At 42.3% G+C, this 20,848-nt stretch carries 20 protein-coding genes and 1 pseudogene; 9 read left to right on the plus strand and 12 right to left on the minus strand.

The window, feature by feature from the left end; translation table 11 throughout:
* Position 1 precedes the first annotated feature (1 nt).
* The 4 genes from ONZ52_RS13130 to ONZ52_RS24745 form a co-directional block, all read right to left on the minus strand.
* Entirely contained in the window at positions 2–1,054 is a 1,053-nt protein-coding gene (locus ONZ52_RS13130; protein ID WP_265219098.1) for a FecCD family ABC transporter permease, read from the minus strand.
* A 36-nt stretch (positions 1,055–1,090) separates the two neighbouring features.
* Positions 1,091–1,375 (minus strand): TroA family protein, encoded by a 285-nt coding sequence (locus ONZ52_RS24735; RefSeq protein WP_321160311.1) that lies wholly within the window; start codon positions 1,373–1,375, stop codon positions 1,091–1,093.
* A 17-nt stretch (positions 1,376–1,392) separates the two neighbouring features.
* Positions 1,393–1,533: a hypothetical protein gene (locus tag ONZ52_RS24740; RefSeq protein WP_321160312.1), complete on the minus strand. Its 141-nt coding sequence runs from the start codon at positions 1,531–1,533 to the stop codon at positions 1,393–1,395.
* 131 nt (positions 1,534–1,664) lie between these two features.
* The gene (locus ONZ52_RS24745) at positions 1,665–2,189 is read right to left on the minus strand and encodes a TroA family protein (RefSeq protein WP_321160313.1); all 525 of its coding nucleotides are present in this window, start codon (positions 2,187–2,189) and stop codon (positions 1,665–1,667) included.
* A 267-nt stretch (positions 2,190–2,456) separates the two neighbouring features.
* On the opposite strand from ONZ52_RS24745, the gene ONZ52_RS13140 reads away from it, so the two are divergent.
* From ONZ52_RS13140 to ONZ52_RS13165, 9 genes are all read left to right on the plus strand, one after another.
* On the plus strand, positions 2,457–3,029 hold the full coding sequence (locus ONZ52_RS13140; protein ID WP_265219099.1) for a chorismate-binding protein: 573 nt from the start codon (positions 2,457–2,459) through the stop codon (positions 3,027–3,029).
* Complete coding sequence (locus ONZ52_RS13145; RefSeq protein ID WP_265219419.1) at positions 3,016–3,633, plus strand: isochorismate synthase; 618 nt, start codon at positions 3,016–3,018, stop codon at positions 3,631–3,633. Before ONZ52_RS13140 ends, ONZ52_RS13145 begins: the two co-directional genes overlap by 14 nt.
* Positions 3,630–4,412: an AMP-binding protein gene (locus ONZ52_RS24750; RefSeq protein WP_321160314.1), complete on the plus strand. Its 783-nt coding sequence runs from the start codon at positions 3,630–3,632 to the stop codon at positions 4,410–4,412. The genes ONZ52_RS13145 and ONZ52_RS24750 overlap by 4 nt, the downstream gene beginning before the upstream one ends.
* The gene (locus tag ONZ52_RS24755) at positions 4,396–5,088 is read left to right on the plus strand and encodes an AMP-binding protein (RefSeq protein ID WP_321160315.1); all 693 of its coding nucleotides are present in this window, start codon (positions 4,396–4,398) and stop codon (positions 5,086–5,088) included. The genes ONZ52_RS24750 and ONZ52_RS24755 overlap by 17 nt, the downstream gene beginning before the upstream one ends.
* Positions 5,085–5,270: a hypothetical protein gene (locus tag ONZ52_RS24760; RefSeq protein WP_321160316.1), complete on the plus strand. Its 186-nt coding sequence runs from the start codon at positions 5,085–5,087 to the stop codon at positions 5,268–5,270. The genes ONZ52_RS24755 and ONZ52_RS24760 overlap by 4 nt, the downstream gene beginning before the upstream one ends.
* A gap of 12 nt (positions 5,271–5,282) precedes the next feature.
* Positions 5,283–6,020, plus strand: a complete 738-nt coding sequence (locus tag ONZ52_RS13155) for an isochorismatase family protein (RefSeq protein ID WP_321160317.1) — start codon at positions 5,283–5,285, stop codon at positions 6,018–6,020.
* Positions 5,998–6,168, plus strand: a complete 171-nt coding sequence (locus tag ONZ52_RS24765) for a phosphopantetheine-binding protein (RefSeq protein WP_321160318.1) — start codon at positions 5,998–6,000, stop codon at positions 6,166–6,168. Before ONZ52_RS13155 ends, ONZ52_RS24765 begins: the two co-directional genes overlap by 23 nt.
* Positions 6,165–6,923, plus strand: a complete 759-nt coding sequence (dhbA, locus tag ONZ52_RS13160) for a 2,3-dihydro-2,3-dihydroxybenzoate dehydrogenase (protein ID WP_265219100.1) — start codon at positions 6,165–6,167, stop codon at positions 6,921–6,923. The genes ONZ52_RS24765 and dhbA overlap by 4 nt, the downstream gene beginning before the upstream one ends.
* Positions 6,924–7,087: 164 nt before the next feature.
* Positions 7,088–9,070: a TonB-dependent receptor plug domain-containing protein gene (locus ONZ52_RS13165; protein WP_265219102.1), complete on the plus strand. Its 1,983-nt coding sequence runs from the start codon at positions 7,088–7,090 to the stop codon at positions 9,068–9,070.
* A 436-nt stretch (positions 9,071–9,506) separates the two neighbouring features.
* Here ONZ52_RS13165 and entS read toward each other — a convergent pair whose 3' ends face one another.
* The 8 genes and pseudogenes from entS to fepB all read right to left on the minus strand — a co-directional run bounded on the left by entS (position 9,507) and on the right by fepB (position 20,766).
* Positions 9,507–10,742 carry an enterobactin transporter EntS gene (gene entS / locus ONZ52_RS13170; RefSeq protein ID WP_265219103.1) on the minus strand — a complete coding sequence of 412 codons (1,236 nt, stop codon included), beginning with the start codon at positions 10,740–10,742 and terminating at the stop codon, positions 9,507–9,509.
* 49 nt (positions 10,743–10,791) lie between these two features.
* A complete protein-coding gene (locus ONZ52_RS13175) occupies positions 10,792–14,490 on the minus strand; it encodes an amino acid adenylation domain-containing protein (RefSeq protein WP_321160338.1) in 3,699 nt (1,232 codons plus the stop codon).
* Positions 14,412–15,023, minus strand: coding sequence for a condensation domain-containing protein (locus ONZ52_RS13180; RefSeq protein ID WP_265219421.1), 612 nt, complete (start codon positions 15,021–15,023; stop codon positions 14,412–14,414). Before ONZ52_RS13180 ends, ONZ52_RS13175 begins: the two co-directional genes overlap by 79 nt.
* Positions 15,000–15,155: pseudogene (locus tag ONZ52_RS13185) on the minus strand (phosphopantetheine-binding protein); the annotation flags it as partial. The pseudogene ONZ52_RS13185 and the gene ONZ52_RS13180, both read right to left, overlap by 24 nt.
* 25 nt (positions 15,156–15,180) lie before the next feature.
* On the minus strand, positions 15,181–18,177 hold the full coding sequence (locus ONZ52_RS13190) for an amino acid adenylation domain-containing protein (protein WP_265219104.1): 2,997 nt from the start codon (positions 18,175–18,177) through the stop codon (positions 15,181–15,183).
* 14 nt (positions 18,178–18,191) lie between these two features.
* Positions 18,192–18,413 (minus strand): MbtH family protein, encoded by a 222-nt coding sequence (locus ONZ52_RS13195; RefSeq protein ID WP_265219105.1) that lies wholly within the window; start codon positions 18,411–18,413, stop codon positions 18,192–18,194.
* A 250-nt stretch (positions 18,414–18,663) separates the two neighbouring features.
* Positions 18,664–19,698 (minus strand): enterochelin esterase, encoded by a 1,035-nt coding sequence (gene fes / locus ONZ52_RS13200; protein WP_265219106.1) that lies wholly within the window; start codon positions 19,696–19,698, stop codon positions 18,664–18,666.
* Positions 19,699–19,725: 27 nt separating this feature from the next.
* Complete coding sequence (fepB, locus tag ONZ52_RS13205) at positions 19,726–20,766, minus strand: Fe2+-enterobactin ABC transporter substrate-binding protein (RefSeq protein ID WP_265219107.1); 1,041 nt, start codon at positions 20,764–20,766, stop codon at positions 19,726–19,728.
* Positions 20,767–20,848: the final 82 nt, after the last annotated feature.

Below are 20,848 nucleotides of genomic sequence, written 5' to 3' on the forward strand. Positions count from 1 at the left end.
GTTAGCGCCTCTTTCCTAGAATCAGCCAAAAGAAGAAAGGCACACCTATAATTGCGGTGACAATACCGATAGGGAATAGCGCGCCAGGGACGATGATTTTTGACAAAACAGAGGCGCTAGATAAAAGAAAAGCACCAATTAAAAACGACAAGGGTAAGAAAAAACGCTGATCTTCACCCACTAAAATCTTGGCAATATTGGGAGCGACAATACCGATAAAGCCAATGATACCGACAAAGCTGGTTACCGTGGCGGTCATTAAAGCGACAATGAAAAGGGTTTTTAGGCGTAATCGGCTCACGTTTACTCCTAAGCTCTTAGCTCTTTCTTCCCCTAATCGCAATGCGGTCAATTTCCATGCATCACGAATCAAGAAAAATATACAGACAGAAGTGATGCCAGCAATAATCGATAAGTTTGACCAAGATGCTTTGGATAAACTGCCGAACAGCCAGAATAAAATCTGCTGGCTTAATTCTGGGGAAGAGACAAATTGCACCAAGGATAACAAAGATTGAAATAGGAACAGTAAGGCGATCCCAGCAAGAATTAGCTGACCTGAGCTAATGTGCCTCATGGTGGCTAAAGCAAATAAAAAGGCAGCAGCCAGCATACAGCAGACAAAAGCGCCTAAAGGAACCGCCACATTTGCATTCAGTCCCAATGAACCAAAATAGAGAGTAAGTGCCGCGCCAAACCCAGCAGCGGCCGCCATGCCAAGCGTATACGGGCTGGCCATAGGGTTGTTTAATAGAGTTTGCATTTCGGCACCGCCAACGCCTAGTACTCCACCGACAATGACTGCCATTATGGCAATGGGTAAACGTAGACTGGAGACAATGACTTTGGTTGTGGGGTCGACTTCGACAGGGAAGCCAATTAAATGCAGTAGAGCATTGGCAACCTCTTTGACATTCAGTAAGGATGGTCCTGTCGCAATATCCAATACAAAAGAAGTGACTAACACAATGAGCAGAATGCCAATAACAGACCAGCGACGCTTTTCGCTTCGTCGCTGGTTTGAAATAGCATCAGAAAGTAGGTCTGATTGCATAAATTATCTATCTGTTGGAACGTATCCTGACAGATTTTACTCCGTAATGTTGACGGTGAAAGTACCCATTGGGGTAACCGGAAGGTATTTCTTATAAAAATCCAAATAGTTTTGTTCTGGGTTCACGTCTTTAAACAAGCTTGGGTACATGGATTTTGCCATGAACTGAACCATAGAAGCATCAAGAATAGTACGAGAAGCTCCATGATACAGTCCAAAAACCCTGTTGTTTTCCACGGCTGGCATATGAGTCCAACCAGGGCGTTGCGTAAATCCTTTTAAGCGTGAAATAGCGAGTTTTCGATCAATTCCCTGTCCCATAGGAAGTGCATTACCCTCTATGCCAGATTCGGTGCCACTAGGAAAACCACCTCAGGCTTTGAGGCCAAGACTTGCTCTGGATTCATAGGTCCCCACCATTCAACAAAGGGCGCGGCAATATTATCACCACTTAACATGGTAATCAGCGCTCCCCACATGTTTTTGCCAAAGGTAAAGCTGTATTGCTCTGGTCCCTTATTGGCAAACTCGACGTAAGTGCGAGGTTTTGGTAAATTTGAAGCTTGTATTGTTTCTAGGGTGGATTCAATAGTTTGCTGGTAATCATCGGCTATTTCTTTAGCGCGTTTTCTTGTCCTGTTAACTGGCCAATGAGCTGAGTACTTTTGATATGGCGATCCAGCGTTTGCGCATTGTAATCCACAACCACAATTGGAATACCGGCTTCTTCAAGACGATCCACATCCGTTCCTAACCCCTGATATTGCCAATCCGCTAATAGAATGACGGTAGGTTTAAGGCTCAATATTTTTTCAATGGAAAAGGTTTGCGCCTCTATTTCACCTATGTCAGGTATATCTTTTAAAGATGGACGATACTCCGTGTAAAGATTCCAACTCGCTGGGCGCCATCCTTCCCAAGTATCTCGAGACAGACCTACTACATGGTCAAAGGCTTTTTCTGTACCGATTGCCATATAATCTTCAGCGTAGAAACCTAATATCACGCGCTTAGCAGGTAGATCTACCTCCACTTGCCTATCCAATACATCATTAATAACCGTTACTTTTGCTTCCAGTGAACCTGCAAAAGTAGATAAGCCTAATACCAGTGTAAGCAGCGAACGTAGAGCCATCAACCGTATCCTTTTATTGAGAATGATTTTTGTTTGGCATCTTACTGATAGGCCAGAAATTATCAAGAACTTTAATTAAGATTTGAGGTGTATTTAAGAATCATTACTTAATGGTAGATGGGGATGTCATCATGAATGGGTATTAAAGTCACATTTATTGATCGATGACAAAAAATTTACACCCTTTCAATGATGCTATTAATTGCAAGTGATTATCATTAGCTCTAATATATTGCATGATAATGGTTATCATTTGTGGAGGCTCTTATGGACATCACTTTCCCAGACTATGCTGATTCGTTAGTAACAAATCAATCTCAAAATGATGTATTTCTATTTAATTCAAATAGCAATCTTGTGCGGGGCAACGGTGTTAGCCAACGGCTTAGTGTTCCTATTTTATCCCCCAGTTTTCACCAAGAAGTACAGGCTCTTTTTAAAAGGGAACGTAACAGGGGGATAGTTAATCCTATTTTGGTTGGGGCAATCCCTTTTGACATGACGCAGCCAACTCAATTAATGGCACCGGACTGGTCGGAGCGAATAACCGCTTTAGGCTATAGCTTGTCGCCGTTTATAGATGAGGCGTTTTCTCACCGGGTAATGGAGCAAAATTTTACGCCAAGTCACGGTAATTTTGTGGCAATGGTTGAGCAGGCTTTGTCTATTTTTGACAGCAGCCCTTTGAAAAAAGTGGTGTTGTCAAAAATATTGACATTAACCTTAGATCGGGCCATTGATATCCCGCGTTTGTTGTCAAATATCATGGCACAAAACCCTAATGCTTATCATTTTAGCGTGCCACTTGAGCGGGAGGTATTAGTTGGTGCGAGTACCTGAACTGTTACTTCGCAAGCAGGGTAACAGAATTTTTTCCAATCCTCTTGCTGGTTCTGCTAGGCGTCTAGACTGTCCAGATAGAGACCGTCAGGCGGCCGAGACGCTTCTTAAATCTTCAAAAGATCAGTATGAGCATCGCCTAGTGGTAGAGGCCATTCGATCATCGCTCTCACCATTGATTGATCAGTTATCTGTACCGGAACACCCCAGCCTTATATCAACGCCAACGATGTGGCATTTATCAACACAGATAGAAGGCACATTGTCTGATACTAATCCGCCTTCCATGTTTGATTTAATAAAACATGTCCACCCAACACCGGCAATGTGTGGCACACCAACATTTGATGCGCAACATTACATTAGGTGTTTGGAGCCACACCAGCGTGGTTGTTTCAGCGGTTTGGTTGGCTGGTGTGATTTTCAAGGAAATGGCGAATGGGCCATAGCGATTCGTTGTGCGCAAGTGGCAGGCAATAAGGCCACTTTGTTTGCTGGAGCTGGTGTTGTGCCTGATTCAGACCCTGAAAGTGAGTGGTTAGAAACCAGCGCAAAAATGCGCACCATGCTGAATGCATTTGGAATAAAGGAAGATGTTATATGAGTATTGCATATACCCCTTGGCCTGAATCGTTTGCCAAACTGTATCGAGAAAAAGGTTATTGGACTGATCGGCCTTTGATTGACCTAATTGATAATGCACTACAAGACAACATCGCGGTCATTTGTGGAGAAAGATCACTGAGCTATCAAGAGCTTTGTTATCAATCTAAGCTATTAGCGGTTTATTTACAGGATCTTGGTTTGCGAACAGGCGATACGGCTTTGGTACAGCTGCCTAATATTGCGGAGTTTTATGTGGTATTTTTTGCGTTAATTCGCCTCGGGGTAGCGCCGGTTAATGCACTGTTTAGCCATAACCGAAATGAATTAACCGCCTACGCCGAACAAATAGCGCCAAAGATCCTCATCGCAAGTAACGAACACGCCTTATTTCAAGACAGTACCTTTTTTAAAGCGCTGACGATGTCTGCAAATGCATTGCAGCATGTTCTGCTCGTTGGTCAATCTGAATGGGCAGAATCCCTAGACGCTATTCTTCACTCATCCGCAAGTCGAGTATTAACACCATCACCCAGCGCGGCAGACGAGGTTGCATTTTTTCAATTATCCGGTGGTAGTACTGGGACGCCAAAGCTCATTCCCAGAACTCATAATGATTACTTTTTTAGTGTGCGTCGTAGTGCGGAAATCTGCCATTTAACGGCGGATACAAAGTATTTATGCGCCTTGCCTTGTGCGCATAATTTTCCAATGAGGCTCTCCAGGTGCGTTTGGCGTTTTTCATGTGGGTGGCTGCGTGGTTATGTCGCCAAGTCCTGATGCCAACACGTGTTTTGAGCTAATCGCCCGTCATCAAGTCACGGTTGCCGCTTTGGTTCCTCCAGCGTTGGCTTTGTGGTTACAGGCAGCACCGTCCAATAAAGCGGCTTTGTCTTCATTGCAGCTAATGCAGGTTGGTGGGGCTAAATTAAGTGAAAGTCTGGCTCGACAAGTGCCAGACGTACTTGGCTGCCAATTGCAACAGGTCCTCGGTATGGCAGAAGGGTTAGTGAATTACACGCGATTGGATGATGACCTCGACACAATAGTGACCACGCAAGGCCGTCCAATGTGTTCGCTTGACGAGGTGAAAGTGCTGAATGCAGAAGGTGAGGAGGTGGCGAATGGTGAGGTTGGTGAGTTAGCGACTCGTGGCCCGTATACCATCCGTGGTTATTACAATGCGCCAGAACATAATGCCAAGGTGTTTGATGATGACGGTTTTTATCATTCTGGTGACTTAGTATGTCGAAATGACAACGGTTATTTGACCGTTGTTGGGCGCGATAAAGATCAAATCAATCGTGGTGGTGAAAAAATTGCGGCAGAAGAAATTGAAAATCTGCTGTTGAAGCATGAGCTGATTATGCACAGTGCTCTGGTCTCGATGCCAGACACCATGATGGGAGAAAAAGCTGCGCTTTTATTGTGCCGAAAACCGCGAGTCACGGCATGAAAAGTCTCACGCTACGCAAATATTTAAGAGGGCTAGGTGTCGCCGACTATAAAGTGCCGGATCGCTTTGAGTTTATTGATTCCCTTCCTCTTACACCCGTTGGCAAACCAAACAAGGTCGCATTGCGCGAGGTGATTCGTCAGCGTCTACAACTTGCTCCTCAACAAGATAACACTTTATAAAAAAGGACCATTATGAGCATTCCAACAATATCTTCTTACCCTATGCCAACCTCTGATTCGTTTCCCAGTCAAAAAGTGAATTGGGTATTAGAACCAAAGCGTGCAGTATTTTTGATTCATGATATGCAGGCTTATTTTTTGCGTTTTTATGATGCCGAGTCAGACTTAATAAAAACATTGAAACAGAACCTTGCTGCTATCAAGGCTTACTGCCGTGCGAATGGCATTCCTGTTGTGTATACCGCGCAACCCAACAATCAAAAGCCTGAGGACAGGGCGTTGCTGAACGATATGTGGGGAAGTGGGTTAAACGATTTTCCTGAGTTACAACAAGTTGTCGAAGAATTGACGCCAGATGCACAAGATACGGTATTGGTGAAGTGGCGTTACAGTGCTTTTCATCGTTCTAATCTTCAAGAGCTGATGCAGTCTTGGGGCCGTGATCAGCTATTGATTGGTGGTGTTTATGCGCATATCGGCTGCATGATGACGGCCGCTGATGCGTTTATGCGTGATATTCAACCTTTTATGATAGGGGATGCACTTGCTGACTTTAGTGAGGAGGAGCATCGACAGGCATTGGTCTATACCGGCGGTCGAACGGGTCGAGTGATAGCCACTAAAGACGTGCTTATTGCCACTGATCTAGCCAATAATCTACTGCATTATGAGCAGTTTAAAGCGCAAATTTTTGCTTTTTTGGACGAAGAGGATCTACAAGATTTTGATGCTGACGAAGAGCCTCATTGACTATGGGCTGGACTCTATTCAAATCATGTCTCTGGTGTCTAAATGGAAGGAGCAAGGGATTCATGTCTCTTTTCAAGAGCTTGCAGCGTCAGCAACACTTAATGGTTGGTGGAAGCTCATTCAAAGTAAAAGTGAGAGTGCCGCATGATCAATCCGCTCGATTTTTCTGGAAAGACAGTTTGGGTAACGGGTGCTGGCAGAGGAATAGGGTTAGAAGTTGCTAATCAATTTGTTTCTCTGGGTGCCAAGGTGATGGGTTTTGACTTGTCATTTGATAACGCCTTTTATGATTTTGATTGTGTAACGCTTGATATTAGTGATGAGGATGCGGTTTCACATGCGGTTAAAAACGTACTGTTAGATTTTCCCACACTCGATGTGTTGGTAAATGGAGCGGGAATATTGCGTTTGGGGAGCTTAGAAGAGACCAGCTTTGCAGATTTCAAAGCGTGTTTTAACGTCAATGCTGGTGGCGCGTTTTTAATGATAAAACATACCATGCCGACGTTTAAACGTCAGCAGGGTGGGGTGATTGTTACCATTAGCTCGAATGCTGCAAAAGTGCCGCGTCAAAATATGGCGGCTTATTGTGCATCAAAAGCCGCGTTATCTGCGTTAAGTCATACGGCTGGACTAGAGCTAGCGCCTTATGGTGTACGGTGTAATTTAGTCTGTCCAGGTTCTACCGATACGCCTATGCAGCGCATGTTGTGGACCCATGAGGATGCCGAGCAAAACACCATTAAAGGCTTTCCTGAACAATATAAGCTTGGTATTCCATTGGGAAAAATCGCTCAGCCCACCGATATTGCTCAGGTCGTTCTATTCTTTGCCTCAGATATGTCTAACCATATCACCATGCAAGATGTAGTGGTTGATGGTGGAGCGACGTTGAATGCTTAATCCTAGTCTTATATCTGGTAATAATGACATTAATTTTATTACAACCTTCCTTGATAAATGAACATTTTTACAAATTAATATAAAATGTATTGATAATGAAAATGATTCGCAATAACATTGCATTGTTGTGAGCTATTAAATTATATTAGGAGTGATACAGTTTTATGTTTGCCAAGAAAAAACTAATAGTCAGTATGCTGGCTGCTATTCCAATGATGAGCTTTGCGGTAAGTGAAGATAATGAAGTTAATTTGTCTGAAGATACTGAGCAGCTAGATACACTGGTTGTTACAGCAACAATGGAAGCTAAAAAAATTGAGGATATTCCTGCTTTTGCAACAGTAGTAACGAAAGATGATATTGCCAAATCTACTGTAAGCAGTGTTGCTGATTTACTCCGAGACACAGTAGGCGTTAATAATTTTAGCGACGAAACTGGTCGTGACTCCATCCGGATTCGAGGTTTGGATGGCGGATACACCGTTTTATTGGTAAATGGCAAACGTGTTTCCGCTGGCAGTGCTTTTGATAAAGGCAGTGATACTGATTTCAACAGTGTGCCGTTGAATTCTATAGAGCGAATTGAAATTATCCGTGGCCCAATGTCAGTATTGTATGGTGCGGATGCTATTGGTGGCGTGGTAAACATTATTACTAAAAGACCGCAAGATGATGCTGGTTGGACAGGAACTGCCAGTGCGGAAATGCGTAAAATTGAGTCTGGTGAAGGCGGTGACCAATATCGGTTAGGTGTGTCTGGAATGGGAGCTATCAGTGATAAGATGGCTCTTTCTGTGAGTGTCGAAGATTTAAGACAGAAGGCTTGGTTTGCCAATGACGAAGATGTCTCACCGTTACGTGAAAAGAAAAATGCACAAAACTTGGTTTCTACTTTGACTTGGAATGTTGCAGACAACCAAGAAGTTGATGTGGATTTTGGTTATAACCATGATGAACGCCCTTACCAAACTTTTAATACAAAAGGTGCTACACGTGAGCAAGAAATTACACGTAAGGATTTAGCTATAACTCATAAAGGACAATGGGATTGGGCAAATACTACTGCTTATATTAAACGTGAAGAAAGTGATATATATGACTATAACTCTCAATATGACGAGCCAGAAGCCCACTCTGGTATAGAGGCAAATAACACTTATGCAAAAGGTTATGCGAACAAACTAATTGGTGCGCATGCTCTTATGGCTGGTGTGGATTACCAAAATGAACAGTTAAAAAATAGTTATACGCTTTTGGATTCAGGTGAATATAACGTAGATCAGTACGGTGTTTTTGCTCAAGATGAAATATCGTTGACCGATAAGCTCGTTTTCACTTTAGGTGGGCGTGTAGATAATCATGATATTTATGGAAATAACTTTTCGCCAAAAGCTTACCTTGTGTATGACGTGACCAATTCACTGACTTTAAAAGGTGGAGTTACCAAAGCCTTTAAAGCCCCTGAGGTGAGTAAACTAAGCGAAGAATATCGAACTGTAAGTTGCGGCGGAGCCTGTACTTTGTCAGGTAACTCAGATTTAGAAGCTGAAACTAGTGTGAGTTATGAATTTGGTGCTGACTATCATTCGAAAAAATTCAATGCAACGGCGACGGTTTTTCGAAATGATATCGATAATTTGATTGAACGTGAAGTTGGCTATGATAGTAATGGCGATGCCAATTCTGCAAAATGGATTAATGTCGCAACAGCCATGACACAGGGCCTTGAATTAAGTGCATCAACGCCACTTACTGATGATCTTCTTTTAAAGGCTAATTATACTTATCTAGATACTGAAGCCGAAGATTCTGCTGGGGTAAAAACCGAATTGACTGGCCGTCCAGAGCATCAAGCAAGTTTGTCATTTGATTATCAAGCGACCGATATATTGGCAACCTATATTTCGGTTAGTTACATATCTGGTATGCAGTATTCTACTTGGGTTTCTGGTGTGGGTGATGTTTACAGTACGTTGCCTTCGTATTACCGTACTGATATTGGTTTGACCGCTGATGTTGCTGAAAACCTAACACTTCGAGCTGGTATTAAGAATATTGGTGATGTTCGTTTAGACGAAGAAGATACTGGTTATACGACTTATGAGTTAGGTCGTAATTACTTTGTTAGTGCTGCATACAACTTTTAAAAAGTTTAAATGATTAAAAAGGTATAAATGATTAAAAAAGCGTATATGTTTTGGCATGTACGCTTTTTTTGTTTGCCTAGCGAAGCTGGCAAACCCGTCAGGTTGAAAGAAACCTGTCTCACCCCGACTGGGGGGAGAGAGTCCGAATCGCGAGGACGTTGCTGGCCAACGGCAGGGCTGAAGGAAGCCATAGGAGGTGAACGGTACACTACGAAAGTGAACCTGATTCGGCAATGTATGGGTAGGTGAGTGTGCAAAATGGCGTGAAGTCTAATGTTCAGTCAGATCTATTTTTTGCTTGAGAGCAGGATAGTTAACAGTGAGCCAGCACAATAAAATGTGCATGAGCCTCGTAAGTACGGCTCTAGTAGAGATTTTTATTAGTAAAAAAGCCTCCACATAGGAAGGCTTATATACATTCGTTTAATAAGACTACTTAACTTTCCTCAATTATGTTGGGGTCATTCAGAGGGCTAGTTCTTAGTGTTTTTAAGCAAGCTAATAATATTACTCCTAATCCCATAGCGACGGCACCAAAAGTAAAAATACTCCCTAATGACGAGAGTAGTTTTCCTAATGCACCGATAGAAAGTGTTCCTATAGAATCACCAGAGGCATCTTGAGCCGTCCATATGCCATTTATGCGACCTAAATAATGGTCAGGAGTATGGCCTTGTACAAAGCTATATTGTAGTAATGAGGCAATAGATACAAGGTAACCAAAGGTTACCAGAAGGATGAGTGCAAGAGGAAAATAGGTCGTACTGCCAATTCCCATTAAACAGAGAAAAGCTGCGAGGCTGATAAGCATCATTACCAAACCTGGTTTTGCAATATGATTTGCCCAGCCACTAATGATAGCACCCATAGTTGCGCCCAATGGAACCGCTGAATACATTAAGCCTACTGTCCAAGCACCACCACCATATACTGTGTCGGCAAGAGCGGGGAAGAGTACACGGATTGCCGTTGTTAAGGTAACGAGTGTTCCCATGATGACAACGCTGGCAACAATTTTATTGGTAAATAGGTAAGAAAAACCATCCCATAATGATTTCAGCGGATTGTGAGTTGTTACTTCTTTCGGCGGCATCGTTGGTAAAGATAGAAGCGCTATTAAGGTTATGCCAGTTCCGATGGCTGCAATCATATAGTTCCAAGCTACATCAGAAACAGCAATAATAATACCGCCGACAGCAGGAGAGATAACTGTTGCTAAACGTACACTTACCATACTAATGGCGCGAGCTTGCATGAGGTTTTCTCTGCCAACAATAAAAGGCATACAAGCCATTAATGCCGTCACACCTAGAGCTCCGAAAAAACCATCCCAGATAGAAAGAACGTAAATCGCCCATAAAGAAGGATCAGGTAACCAAGCGTTGATTGCCATGGCGACAAAGCCTAAACCACACGTTCCACGAGCTAAAAGAATGAGTTTTTTGCGTTCATATATGTCCGCTAAAACCCCACCTAATAAAAGTCCTACGAACATTCCGATACCCTCTAAAGCCATGACAATGCCAACCTGTAGGCTATCATTGGTTAAAGAGTAAACTTGTACTGGGATGGCGACTGATAGCATGCCTAATCCTAGAATGGATATTGTACGAGCAATAAAAACATTGCGAAAATTCTGGTGTGTTGCCAATAGGCTAAAGTCCACGAACATTGATTTTTTTGGGTGTCGCTCACGTTTTTCTCTCTTTTATTTAAGGTTATTAGACAAACTCTGCAGATGAATTTGATTGGTTATTTGGTGTGTCTTTGGATGAATTATTGAGCAGTCTGTCTAATAATGGGCCTAACGATTTTAAGTGCCCAGGCGACAGAATGTCTTCATGACTGCAGTTTGGTAAAGGATAGAAATAAGAGTGCTTAGCATATGTTAGCCAATTTTCTTTAGGGTTGATGTAATCCGGTAAGGACTTTTCGGCAATAAAAATGCTTAATTTGTCATCATAAAATGGCGTTGATGCTTTTTTGAGTAAGCGAACGGCATCTTTGTAGTTGGCAAAGATTTGTTCTAACATCTGGTCTTGCTCTTGCTGAGCCGAATGATCAAGTTTTTCTTCCGTTCCACCAATTGCGTTACTTAATAATTGTGCTTGCTCCCGCTCTGCTCCCATTGCTGCTTCCTCTCCTTTCGGATCATCCCAGTCATGTACTTCGGCTGGGTAGGTGTCTAATAGGCCGAGAAAATTAACCTGTTCTCCATACTCTCTTAGTTTTGCTGCAACACCATACGCGACGGTGCCACCGAGTGAATAACCTAGTAGATAATAGGGGCCATGTTCTTGCTCACGACGAATAATAGTGAGTTGTTTTTCAATTAATTCTTCTAAACTCGTACTGCTAGCTATAAGTCCGTTGGGTCTTGGTGATTGCAGGCCAATGATAGGTTGAGTGCCCGTTAAGTACCGTGATAAAGCACTGTATTGCCAAGCAAAACCAGATCCCGGATAAAAACAGAATAATGGTGCACCTTGTCCCTCGCGAAGATAAATTAAATCGCTAAAGCCACTATTGGTATCCATTAAATTTTGGTTGCCCTCAGCCAGAATTTCCGCCAATTTTTCTCGGCCGTGCTGTAGTGCATTTTTCTCTAAAAGGTGAGCAAGCTTGGTAACAGTAGGAGTTACCATGATTTGCCCAACAGTGATGGAGTGTTTCAGTTCGCGACGGATATCAGCAGCCAACCGCATCGCAAGTAAGGAATGCCCGCCAAGAGCAAAAAAATCGTCTTCAGCGCTAATGTTTTTGACACCTAAAAGTCGTTCAAAAATAGCGGCTAAGTGACTTTCCAATCCAATGGAGGGGGAACGTAAAGACGTATTTCTTGCGCTATTTTCTAGTAGGTTTGGTTCTGGTAAAGCATTTCGGTCCAGCTTGCCATTGGCGCTTAGTGGTAATGACTCTATACACACATAAGCCACTGGTAACATGTGACTTGGAAGTTCGTCTGATAAGGCAGATTTAATGCTTGTTTCATCGTATTGCTTTATAGGATCTAATACCAAGTAGGCCACTAACTGTCGATTATCCTGCCCTGTGGTATTCTCATTACTGCTTGTTAGTGTTTTGGCAACGACAACCGCTTGTGACACACTGTCTTGTTGTAAAAGAAGTGTTTCTATTTCACCAAGTTCAATGCGCTGTCCACGGATTTTGATTTGGTTATCGACTCTTCCTAAATATTCCACATCACCATTTTCTAACCAACGAACAATATCTCCAGTACGATACATTCGATCACCCGGTTGCCCAAATGGATCGGCAATAAAGCGCGTGCAATTTAATTCTGGACGATCTAAATAGCCAATGGCTAATTGCACGCCACAAAGATAAAGTTCACCAGTGCTACCTATTGGTACAGGACGTAAATATTGATCGAGAATACGAAGTTGGGTGTTCCATACAGGTTTACCAATCGCGACTCCTTGCCCCTTAGAAAGTATGTCTTCATAAGCGGATTTATAGGTCACATCAACAGCGACTTCAGTCGGGCCATAAAGGTTATGCAGTTTTGCACCAAAGTTTGCTTTGAAAGCGAGAGCTTGAACTTTTAACAAGGCTTCACCACTGCAAAAGACGTGTTTTAAGCTTGAGCAGGTTTTTGTGTTACGTCTGTTACTCTGTTTGCTATCGGTGAAAATAGCGAGCATTGAGGGGACGAAGTGCAAAGTGGTAACAGAGAATTTATCGATTGTTTCCATGAGCAGTTCAGGATCACGATGTGCTTCTGGCGGAGCCATTACTAAGGAGGCACCAATCATTGGAGTCCAGAAAAACTCCCAAACCGATACATCAAAGCTGCAAGGGGTTTTTTGCAATATGACGTCTTCAATAGAGAGCTTATATTCATCCTGCATCCATAAAATACGATTGATGATGGCTTGATGGGAAACGAGAACGCCTTTTGGCCGGCCTGTAGTACCCGATGTATAAATCAGATAGGCAGGATGCTTACCAGTGATAAGTTCAGTAGCTATGGGGGATGTGTCTGTGTTGTGGTCGTCTATGAATAATTCATCAAATAGCAGATATTTAACGTCATAGTTTGGCCCTTCAAAGCGTATTTTTTGCTCACTTTGAGTAATGAGTAAAACAGGCTTTGCGTCGTTAAGCATGTAAGCAAGTCGATCATCTGGGTAGCCGATGTCTAATGGTAGATAGGCCGCTCCAGCATCAATGATTGCCCAAATTGCTAAACTAAGATTGCAGCTTCTTGGTAAGGCAACAGCGACAATATCGCCTGCTTTCACGCCTTGGTTACGTAAACTACGTGACAGTTGTAGGACTTGCTGGCGGGCTTCTTGATAGTTTAATTGATGGCTTTCGTCAGCAAGACATGGTGCCATTGGTGTCGCTTTGGCCTGTTGTGCTAGGGCCTGTTGTAACGTTAAGTCTGGGATGGAATGCTCTGTAGTATTGATGGACTCAATGAACTGTGATTCTTGAATACTAATACTTGGGTATTGGCATAATGGGCGTTCTGGCTCTTGAAGTGCCGTTTCTAGTGTTTGCTGTATTCTATTCGCAAGGTTCTTTACTTCCGAATCGCTCAGAGCGCCACGATTTTCAATTAGAAATGAAATTTTATCGCCGGGTAAAACCAATAGTGCTAAAGGATAATGGCTATAGCCACGGTTATGAATATTGCACACATTGAGTGGTTTACCATCTTTACCTTCTAATTGGGTGTCGAGATACTCATTATCTGGGTAGTTTTCAACGACGAGAAGAGTGTCAAATAATGTTTGATTGCCAGTGATCTGTTGAATGTCAGCAAGGCCAAGGGTGTCGTGTTCCAAAAGTTCAATATGACGCTCTTGCATAACAGGTAACTGTGCCCATAAGGATTTGGTTGGATCCAATGTTACCCGTATCGGTAAAGTATTTAGGAACAAGCCTACTTGATTTTCAATATCAGCCACATCGCTGCTTCGTCCTGAAACCGGAGAGCCAAAAATAATATCTTCTCTACTTGATAATAGGCTCAAAGATTGTGCCCAAAGAGCTTGCATGAACACATTCAGTGTTACGCCGCGTTCTTTTAGTTGAGTCGTAAGTTGACTACTTGTTTGATGATCTAATGAGAACTCAAATTCGCTAACCTCATCCTGTTCTTGCTCAAACAATATGCAGGGGTGAGACTGATACATCACCTGTTGCCATTTATGCAAGCTGGCTTGTTGATCTCGATTATATAACTGCTTAATAACTTCTGCATAAGAGGTTTTACAAGGGGGGAGACGTTGAGTGTTTTGTTGGTAAGCTTCTAACAGGCTTTGTAAGAGCAGCGGCGTTGACCAACCATCAATGACAAGATGATGAACAATTAAAATAAGCGCTGATTCTGATGCTTGTGTATGAGTTGGACCTTCCGAGATGAGGTCATTTTCTCTTTTCCTAAATATACAAGAGCTGCATGAATCATTCCCGCAAAGATATCTGTTTTGCGTGGTACTTGAAGTAGTTCTTGTTCTAGCTGAATTAAGGCTTGTGTTTGGTTTTCATTAGATAAATGACTGAGGTCATGGGTGCTCAGAGGCCAATTTAATTGTTTTGTATTAGGAATAACAAAAACAGGCTCAGTTAACAGCTCATGATTGAATGCGCCAGCTAACTGTGGATAACGAATTAATAGAGAGTTTAGTGCATTTTGTAATCTAATATGATCAACTTCGCCTTTAAAGTTTAATCTTGTAAACGCGTTATAATTGCCCGAACTAGAATCCATCAAGGTCTCAAATAACATGCCTTTTTGTAGTGGTAAAAGTGGTGCAACGTCGGCAATGTTTGCAATGGTCTCATAGTTATTGGCTAGTAGCTTATGCTGTTCCTCTGAAATGTCCCAATGAACTTGCAATGGTGTGTTGGTTGGTTTTTGATGGTGTATTGTTTGATTTATTTCTGTTGCTAAGGCTTTTGGAGTTCGCAGCTTGAACACTTGGCTAGGACGAAGTGTGTAACCCATTTGTCTCAGCTCTGTACAGAGCATAATGGCGCTAATGCTGTCGCCACCCAAGGTGAAAAAATCATCAATTGCGCTAACCTGGCTAATTTTTAATACTTTCGAAAAGGTTTCGCAGAGGCAATTTTCATTGTCATTTTCGAGATTCTATGAACAAGGACGACGATGTTTTAGCGTCTATTTTAGGTAAGGCTTTTTTATCAACTTTGCCACTGACGTTGCGAGGAAAGGCTGTCATGACATGTATTGCAGACGGCACCATGTAGTCAGGGAGGGAGCTTCGTAATTCTGATAGCAGTGTTTGTCCGAAAGACGATTGCTTATCGAAAGATATGCTAGGTGCGGCACAATAAGCGAGTAGCCGATGACTATTGTTTGCAGCTTCTGCAATAACGATGGCACTTTCTACACCATCAAGTAGAGATAACGCATTTTCTACCTCGCCTATCTCAACTCTGTAGCCTCGAATTTTTACCTGATCATCACCCCGCCCCACAAATTCTATATGGCCGGTTTGGCTCCAACGAACGAGGTCTCCAGTGCGATACATACGAGATTCAGTGTTACTGAAAGGATTAGCAATAAAGCGAGTAGCACTCAGTTCGGCTCGTGCTAAATATCCTTGTGCCAAGCCAGCACCAGAAATATATAACTCACCGACAACACCTATGGGGACTGGCTGAAGATAGGTATCGAGAACATAAGTTTGGGTGTTGGATATTGGTCGTCCAATGACTGGTCTGTCGTGTTGTGCTAAGTCTGCTCGTAATGTGTCGACAGTATATTCTGTCGGCCCATATAAATTATGAGCGGTTAGAAGAGGGAAGCTTTTTAGCTGTTGCCAAAGAGCTGTAGGACAGGCTTCACCACCTATGAGTATCAAACTTGGCTGGTGTTGAGAAAGGCGAGAGGTTGGGTTCATCAGGCCGTTATTTAGTAGTTGAGCTAATAATGAAGGCGGTAAATCCATTGCATCAATTTGAATATCGTGGACTTCTTCTACAATTGCATAGGCATCACGGCGTGTTTCTTCATCGAAAATATAGAGTTCTTCGCCTTGGATGAGCCAAAAAATCTGTAACCAGGATGAGTCGAAAGAGAATGAATGAGTATGTGCCGCTCGAAGAGCGCGATTTGGGTAGCGTTCTTTTACGATCTGTTGTGCTGGTTTGTAAATAGACTCTTGATGAGAGAGTAATAAGTTCAACATGGCGCCATGGGTATTCATCACGCCTTTTGGCCTTCCCGTACTACCTGACGTAAAAATAACATAAGCAATGTCATTCCCGGATGGCGTTGGACGGTCTGTTTTGGTAAGCGGTTGTTCGGACTGTTGTTTCAACTCTTCGATAAACGTTATATCGTCAATCAAGATGGTTGGGATATTAAGTGATAGTTGAACGCTGGAGTGACTCAATAATAAAACGGGTTGCGTATCTTCGCACATCATGTCCATGCGTTCTTTTGGATAATCTAGATCCAATGGCAGATAAGTTGCTCCAATATTGAAAATCGACATCATGACGATGACAGTATCTGCGCTACGAGGCATAGCACTGGCAATAACGGCATTTTTGCTAGTAAACGATTGATTTAATAAAAAATGACTAAGACGGTTTATTGCCCGCCCCAACTCCTCAAAGGTCAAGCGAGTTTCTTGTTGTTGATCGGGATTGCGGCAGACGAGAGCGGTTGCATGGGGTTTTTGTGCAACCTGTTGCCAGAAAATATCTAAAATATTGTTGGTGTTTTTCGGTGTAAGTTCACGACCTCGCCCCCATGCAATTACGGTTTGGTACTCATCTGTTGGTAGTATTGAAAGTTTGGCCAGTTCTGTTTCTGGGGCTGATAACCAATTTTCTAACATGCTGATCAATCGATGAGAGTGTTGCTCCAATGTTGTTTGATCATATCGTTCGTCATTGGCCCTTAATTCAAAATACGTTCTGTCAGCTTCAACTATGATACTAAATTCAAAGTCATCCACTGGGCCTGTTGCTAGATGATGAGTGATACCTTTCATTCCAGCAAAATCGAGTTCATAGTCGAATTGTTTGTAATTGATAAGAGTGTTGTAAAGTCCTGAGGATGTAACTTTTTTTAAATCTCGCTGAATTTGTTCTGCGCTGTAGTGCTGGTGACGACGAATTGTTTTTAGGGATTGCTTGAATTTTTTTGTTAACTGAGGCCATGTTAGGTTGTTATCTACAGTAATGAGCATTGGCAACACATTGACCATAGGCGCGACGGAAGAAATAGCGACAGAGCCTAAGCGACGCATAAATGGCATACCAATAACTTGTTCTGATTGTCCTGTGAATCGATAGAGATATGCTACAACAAGACTCATTAACAATTCGGCAGTGCTAGTGTTTTTTTGTTGAGCGAATGCGTTTAGTTTTAGCAAATTGTCAGAGGATATAGGTGCGATGGAATGAAGCAAGTTCGACGAGCGCTTTTCATTGGTAACAGCCTTGTTTGTTAGGCTGACCGGAGAAGGTAACGCAGCGCAGTAATCTGACCAAAAACTTTTGTCGTTCAGATAGTTTTTGGAAGCTTGATAAGCTTGCTCCTCTTCAATCACTTTGGATACTGAAATAAAAAATGAGCTATCAAATGTTTGCTCTGAACATAAAGCTTGGTAAATATCGGCAACACGTTTAGTTAATGCGGTAAAACTGAATCCATCCAACATAATGTGATGGTAGCGCTGATACCAAAGCCAAATTATTTTTTCTTCTTCTTGAATACATATCAAAATTTGCCTTTGTAAAGTTAAATTGTCGTTGTTCTTAAGAGGAAGATCGTTATTCGTGTCTTCTTGCATAAGTGCAAACGCTTTTTTACGCCCATCTTTCGATTGGGTAAAATCCAGCTTTTCTACTTTTAGGGGAAGTGTCGCAACAGTATACGTTGTAATGGATTGCTGAAGGTTTTCAAGGTAATGAGCGTGGACAGTATCTGCGTCAGAAATAGCTGTACGAATTGCCTGCTCAAGGTAGTCAATATTGATGTCACCTTTTATTTCTATGCAGTGAGAAATGGTGTAAATGTTTTTGTCTTCAGATACTTGATCAGCTAGCCAAATACCTTGCTGTGTCTTGGTCAGTGGGAAAGTTTTAGGTTGCATAGTGAAAATCCTTATCAGCCTTCTAGCACTGAGTGTTTAAAGGGGTTAATTGCTGTCCAATGTTGCTCTACATAGTCAATGCATTCGGCTCGCGACATTGGGCCAATAATTGTTTGCCAACCATTTGGAATGGCAGCGAATTCAGGCCATAAACTGTATTGTCCATGTTGATTTTGCAGTACAAGAAAATTGAACGCTTCATTATCGAACGGGTTGAGGTGTTGAGTGCTTTTCATATATTTCTTTCCTTGTATTACTCGATAAGCAATTTTTATAGAGTGGATAAATTATTAGGTGCTGAATGCGAAACTGAGGCTTTGCAGTAAGCTTTGTCGCCAGCATAGCCAGTCATGCCCGCCCCGAAATTCTTCGAAACGAACATGATGGCCTGTGTTTTTTAAGGTGTTTGTCATTACTTTGCTGACTTCTAACATGTCCTGTTCATAGCAGCCTGCTGCTATTACAAATCGTATAGGCGTTGAGCACTTACCTTGTGCTATGAGTCTCTTGAATAAGCTCACCTTGGCCTGGTGTAGAATCTACGTTTGGCCACCAAAAAGAGCCAGACTGGCTGATGGCACATGCAAACCGATGGGGACGTTTTAATGCACCATAAACAGCACACAGACCGCCGAGGCTTTGTCCTGTAACGATTGTTTTGTGTGGGTCATCGGTAATTAAAAATTGTGTACTTACCCAAGGTAGTAACTCTTGCTCAATGGCTTCCCAAAAGTCGGTATTGCAACCAAGTTCTTGGTAGCGAGATGACGAGTTGATCGAGTCAATAAACACATACAAGGCTGGAGGTAATTCACCGGTTGCAGTAAGAGTGTTTAAATCAGAACAAATTGGCATCTGTGTTGCCCAATATTGACCATCAAAGAGCAATACTACGGGCAGGTTATTTTTTGTATTAGTGCCAGTTTTATGTAGCCAAATCCGACGCGAGTTATTTAATATTTCACTATGCCATAGGCTAGTGTGTGTGGGAGCTTGTTGTATTTCCTTAGCATTTCGCTGAGTGTTGTCTTGTTTGCCATTTTTTAAAGAAATGGCAGACAAGCTAATATTGTTTCCATTGCTATGAGGCGGTATTGGATTTAAAGCGTCGGCTTGCGCACTTATTCCCATTAACTTAATCCACCATTGACGAATAGCCTGTGGATCCTTGTTGTCTGGTGGCGTTTGTTCTTTGCTTGCTGGCATGAGAAAGTAACTGCCTAGCCAATCTTTTGGTAATGATGTTTCCCAATACCAAACGTCCGTTCCCTTGATATGTGAAAAACATGTTAGTTGTTTCGTGGGGTGTGGTGTTTTTGAATAAAGATCGATATATACCGCTTCAATATTGGAATTTGGTCCAGCACTATCTTTCCATAGGAATGTAGCCAAGCAGTCTTGATCGCTTACATTCGGCTGTAGTAAGGGAGTACCTATTTTTTGAATATGTTCCCACCATAACGTAGAGCCTACGTCTTGAGTTTGTAGTAGCGAGTTCATGGGGTGATTAGTATTTGTCATGATTCTCTTCGGCATGGAAAAGTGACGTTATCTATCGTCTTTAGCGAATAACTTTGTTAGACGTTTTATCAAGTTGCTGGAGCTATAATAATCAAGACGAAAGGTGTCATTACCAACAGCATAAATAGAGTTAAGACGTACTGGTGAGGTTTCAGCTAGATAAGTGTTTTCTTTAACAACGCTTTCTTGAGGGGGTTCTGCTGCGAATAATAATAAGGTGTTCCCCGTTATCGCATCGGGAAAGCGCTCGCCACTGGCAATAACAATATCATTGCGTTTGCCCATACTGATGTCGCCACGAACTGAATCTGGAATAGTTGCTAAACTAAAGCCAAGTTTTGTTAGGAGTTGCCCTTGGGCTGATTCTGGCGTCCAGATATTTGCTCCTGTTCCGTCTTGGTAATAGACTACGGCCGTTGTTGGTTGAGGAGGTAGCAATGCGTTTGCTTTGAACTGCTCAATTTGTTTATCAAATTCATTTACCAAACTACTGGCATTACTTTCTAGACCAATAAAATTACCTAACTCCTGAGCGAGTTCCATCCAGCTTTTGTCACCATAGTTAATGACCGCAGTTGGTGCTATATCTTTTAGTTGATCGTATAGCTTAAGTGCGGAATCGCCACCCGTTGCTGAGATGATTATTAAATCAGGGTTGGCTTGAATAACTGCTTCCGCATTATGCTCTGTTTGATAAAGTGATTTTACGCCACGGCTTCTTGCTAATTCGCCCCATTGAGTGAAAAAACCATCGTCATCGGATATGTTGGTGTTCGGGATGGTTGCTCCTGTTCCTACAAGAGGGGCTCCGATTGCCAATAAAGTTCCGGTAATGCTGATACTGGTGGAAACAATGCGTTTAGGTGGTTTGTCTAACGTCACAGGACCTTTGCTCGTCATCAAAGTTCTTGGCCACCCGGAAGCTTCTTTATGTACTTCATCTATCTTTAATTGCGTTCTTAAATCAGTATGTTGATCATTTTCTGCTTTGTCATTGCAGGCTGATAGTAACGAGCATACTGCAATTAAACAGAGTGAAAGAAAGGTTTGTGCTGTCTTCTGTAGCATTTGGAAATCCTAAGTGAAAAAGATGGCAAAGTGGGAAAAATAATAACACATATGATAATCATTATCATATGTGTTATTTTAT

Source organism: Marinomonas rhodophyticola (assembly GCF_026113935.1).
Lineage (GTDB): Bacteria > Pseudomonadota > Gammaproteobacteria > Pseudomonadales > Marinomonadaceae > Marinomonas > Marinomonas rhodophyticola.

Bases quoted from the DNA above. Each gene is read 5' to 3' on its own strand.
- ONZ52_RS13195 (WP_265219105.1), bottom strand. From the start codon at position 18,413: ATGAAAAGCACTCAACACCTCAACCCGTTCGATAATGAAGCGTTCAAT.
- dhbA (WP_265219100.1), top strand. From the start codon at position 6,165: ATGATCAATCCGCTCGATTTTTCTGGAAAGACAGTTTGGGTAACGGGT.
- ONZ52_RS24765 (WP_321160318.1), top strand. From the start codon at position 5,998: ATGCTGACGAAGAGCCTCATTGACTATGGGCTGGACTCTATTCAAATC.
- ONZ52_RS24740 (WP_321160312.1), bottom strand. From the start codon at position 1,533: ATGTGGGGAGCGCTGATTACCATGTTAAGTGGTGATAATATTGCCGCG.
- fepB (WP_265219107.1), bottom strand. From the start codon at position 20,766: ATGCTACAGAAGACAGCACAAACCTTTCTTTCACTCTGTTTAATTGCA.
- ONZ52_RS24760 (WP_321160316.1), top strand. From the start codon at position 5,085: ATGAAAAGTCTCACGCTACGCAAATATTTAAGAGGGCTAGGTGTCGCC.
- ONZ52_RS24745 (WP_321160313.1), bottom strand. From the start codon at position 2,189: ATGGCTCTACGTTCGCTGCTTACACTGGTATTAGGCTTATCTACTTTT.
- ONZ52_RS13140 (WP_265219099.1), top strand. From the start codon at position 2,457: ATGGACATCACTTTCCCAGACTATGCTGATTCGTTAGTAACAAATCAA.
- entS (WP_265219103.1), bottom strand. From the start codon at position 10,742: ATGTTCGTGGACTTTAGCCTATTGGCAACACACCAGAATTTTCGCAAT.
- ONZ52_RS13190 (WP_265219104.1), bottom strand. From the start codon at position 18,177: ATGCAACCTAAAACTTTCCCACTGACCAAGACACAGCAAGGTATTTGG.
- ONZ52_RS24735 (WP_321160311.1), bottom strand. From the start codon at position 1,375: ATGGGACAGGGAATTGATCGAAAACTCGCTATTTCACGCTTAAAAGGA.
- fes (WP_265219106.1), bottom strand. From the start codon at position 19,698: ATGACAAATACTAATCACCCCATGAACTCGCTACTACAAACTCAAGAC.
- ONZ52_RS24750 (WP_321160314.1), top strand. From the start codon at position 3,630: ATGAGTATTGCATATACCCCTTGGCCTGAATCGTTTGCCAAACTGTAT.
- ONZ52_RS13155 (WP_321160317.1), top strand. From the start codon at position 5,283: ATGAGCATTCCAACAATATCTTCTTACCCTATGCCAACCTCTGATTCG.
- ONZ52_RS13130 (WP_265219098.1), bottom strand. From the start codon at position 1,054: ATGCAATCAGACCTACTTTCTGATGCTATTTCAAACCAGCGACGAAGC.
- ONZ52_RS24755 (WP_321160315.1), top strand. From the start codon at position 4,396: ATGTCGCCAAGTCCTGATGCCAACACGTGTTTTGAGCTAATCGCCCGT.
- ONZ52_RS13165 (WP_265219102.1), top strand. From the start codon at position 7,088: ATGTTTGCCAAGAAAAAACTAATAGTCAGTATGCTGGCTGCTATTCCA.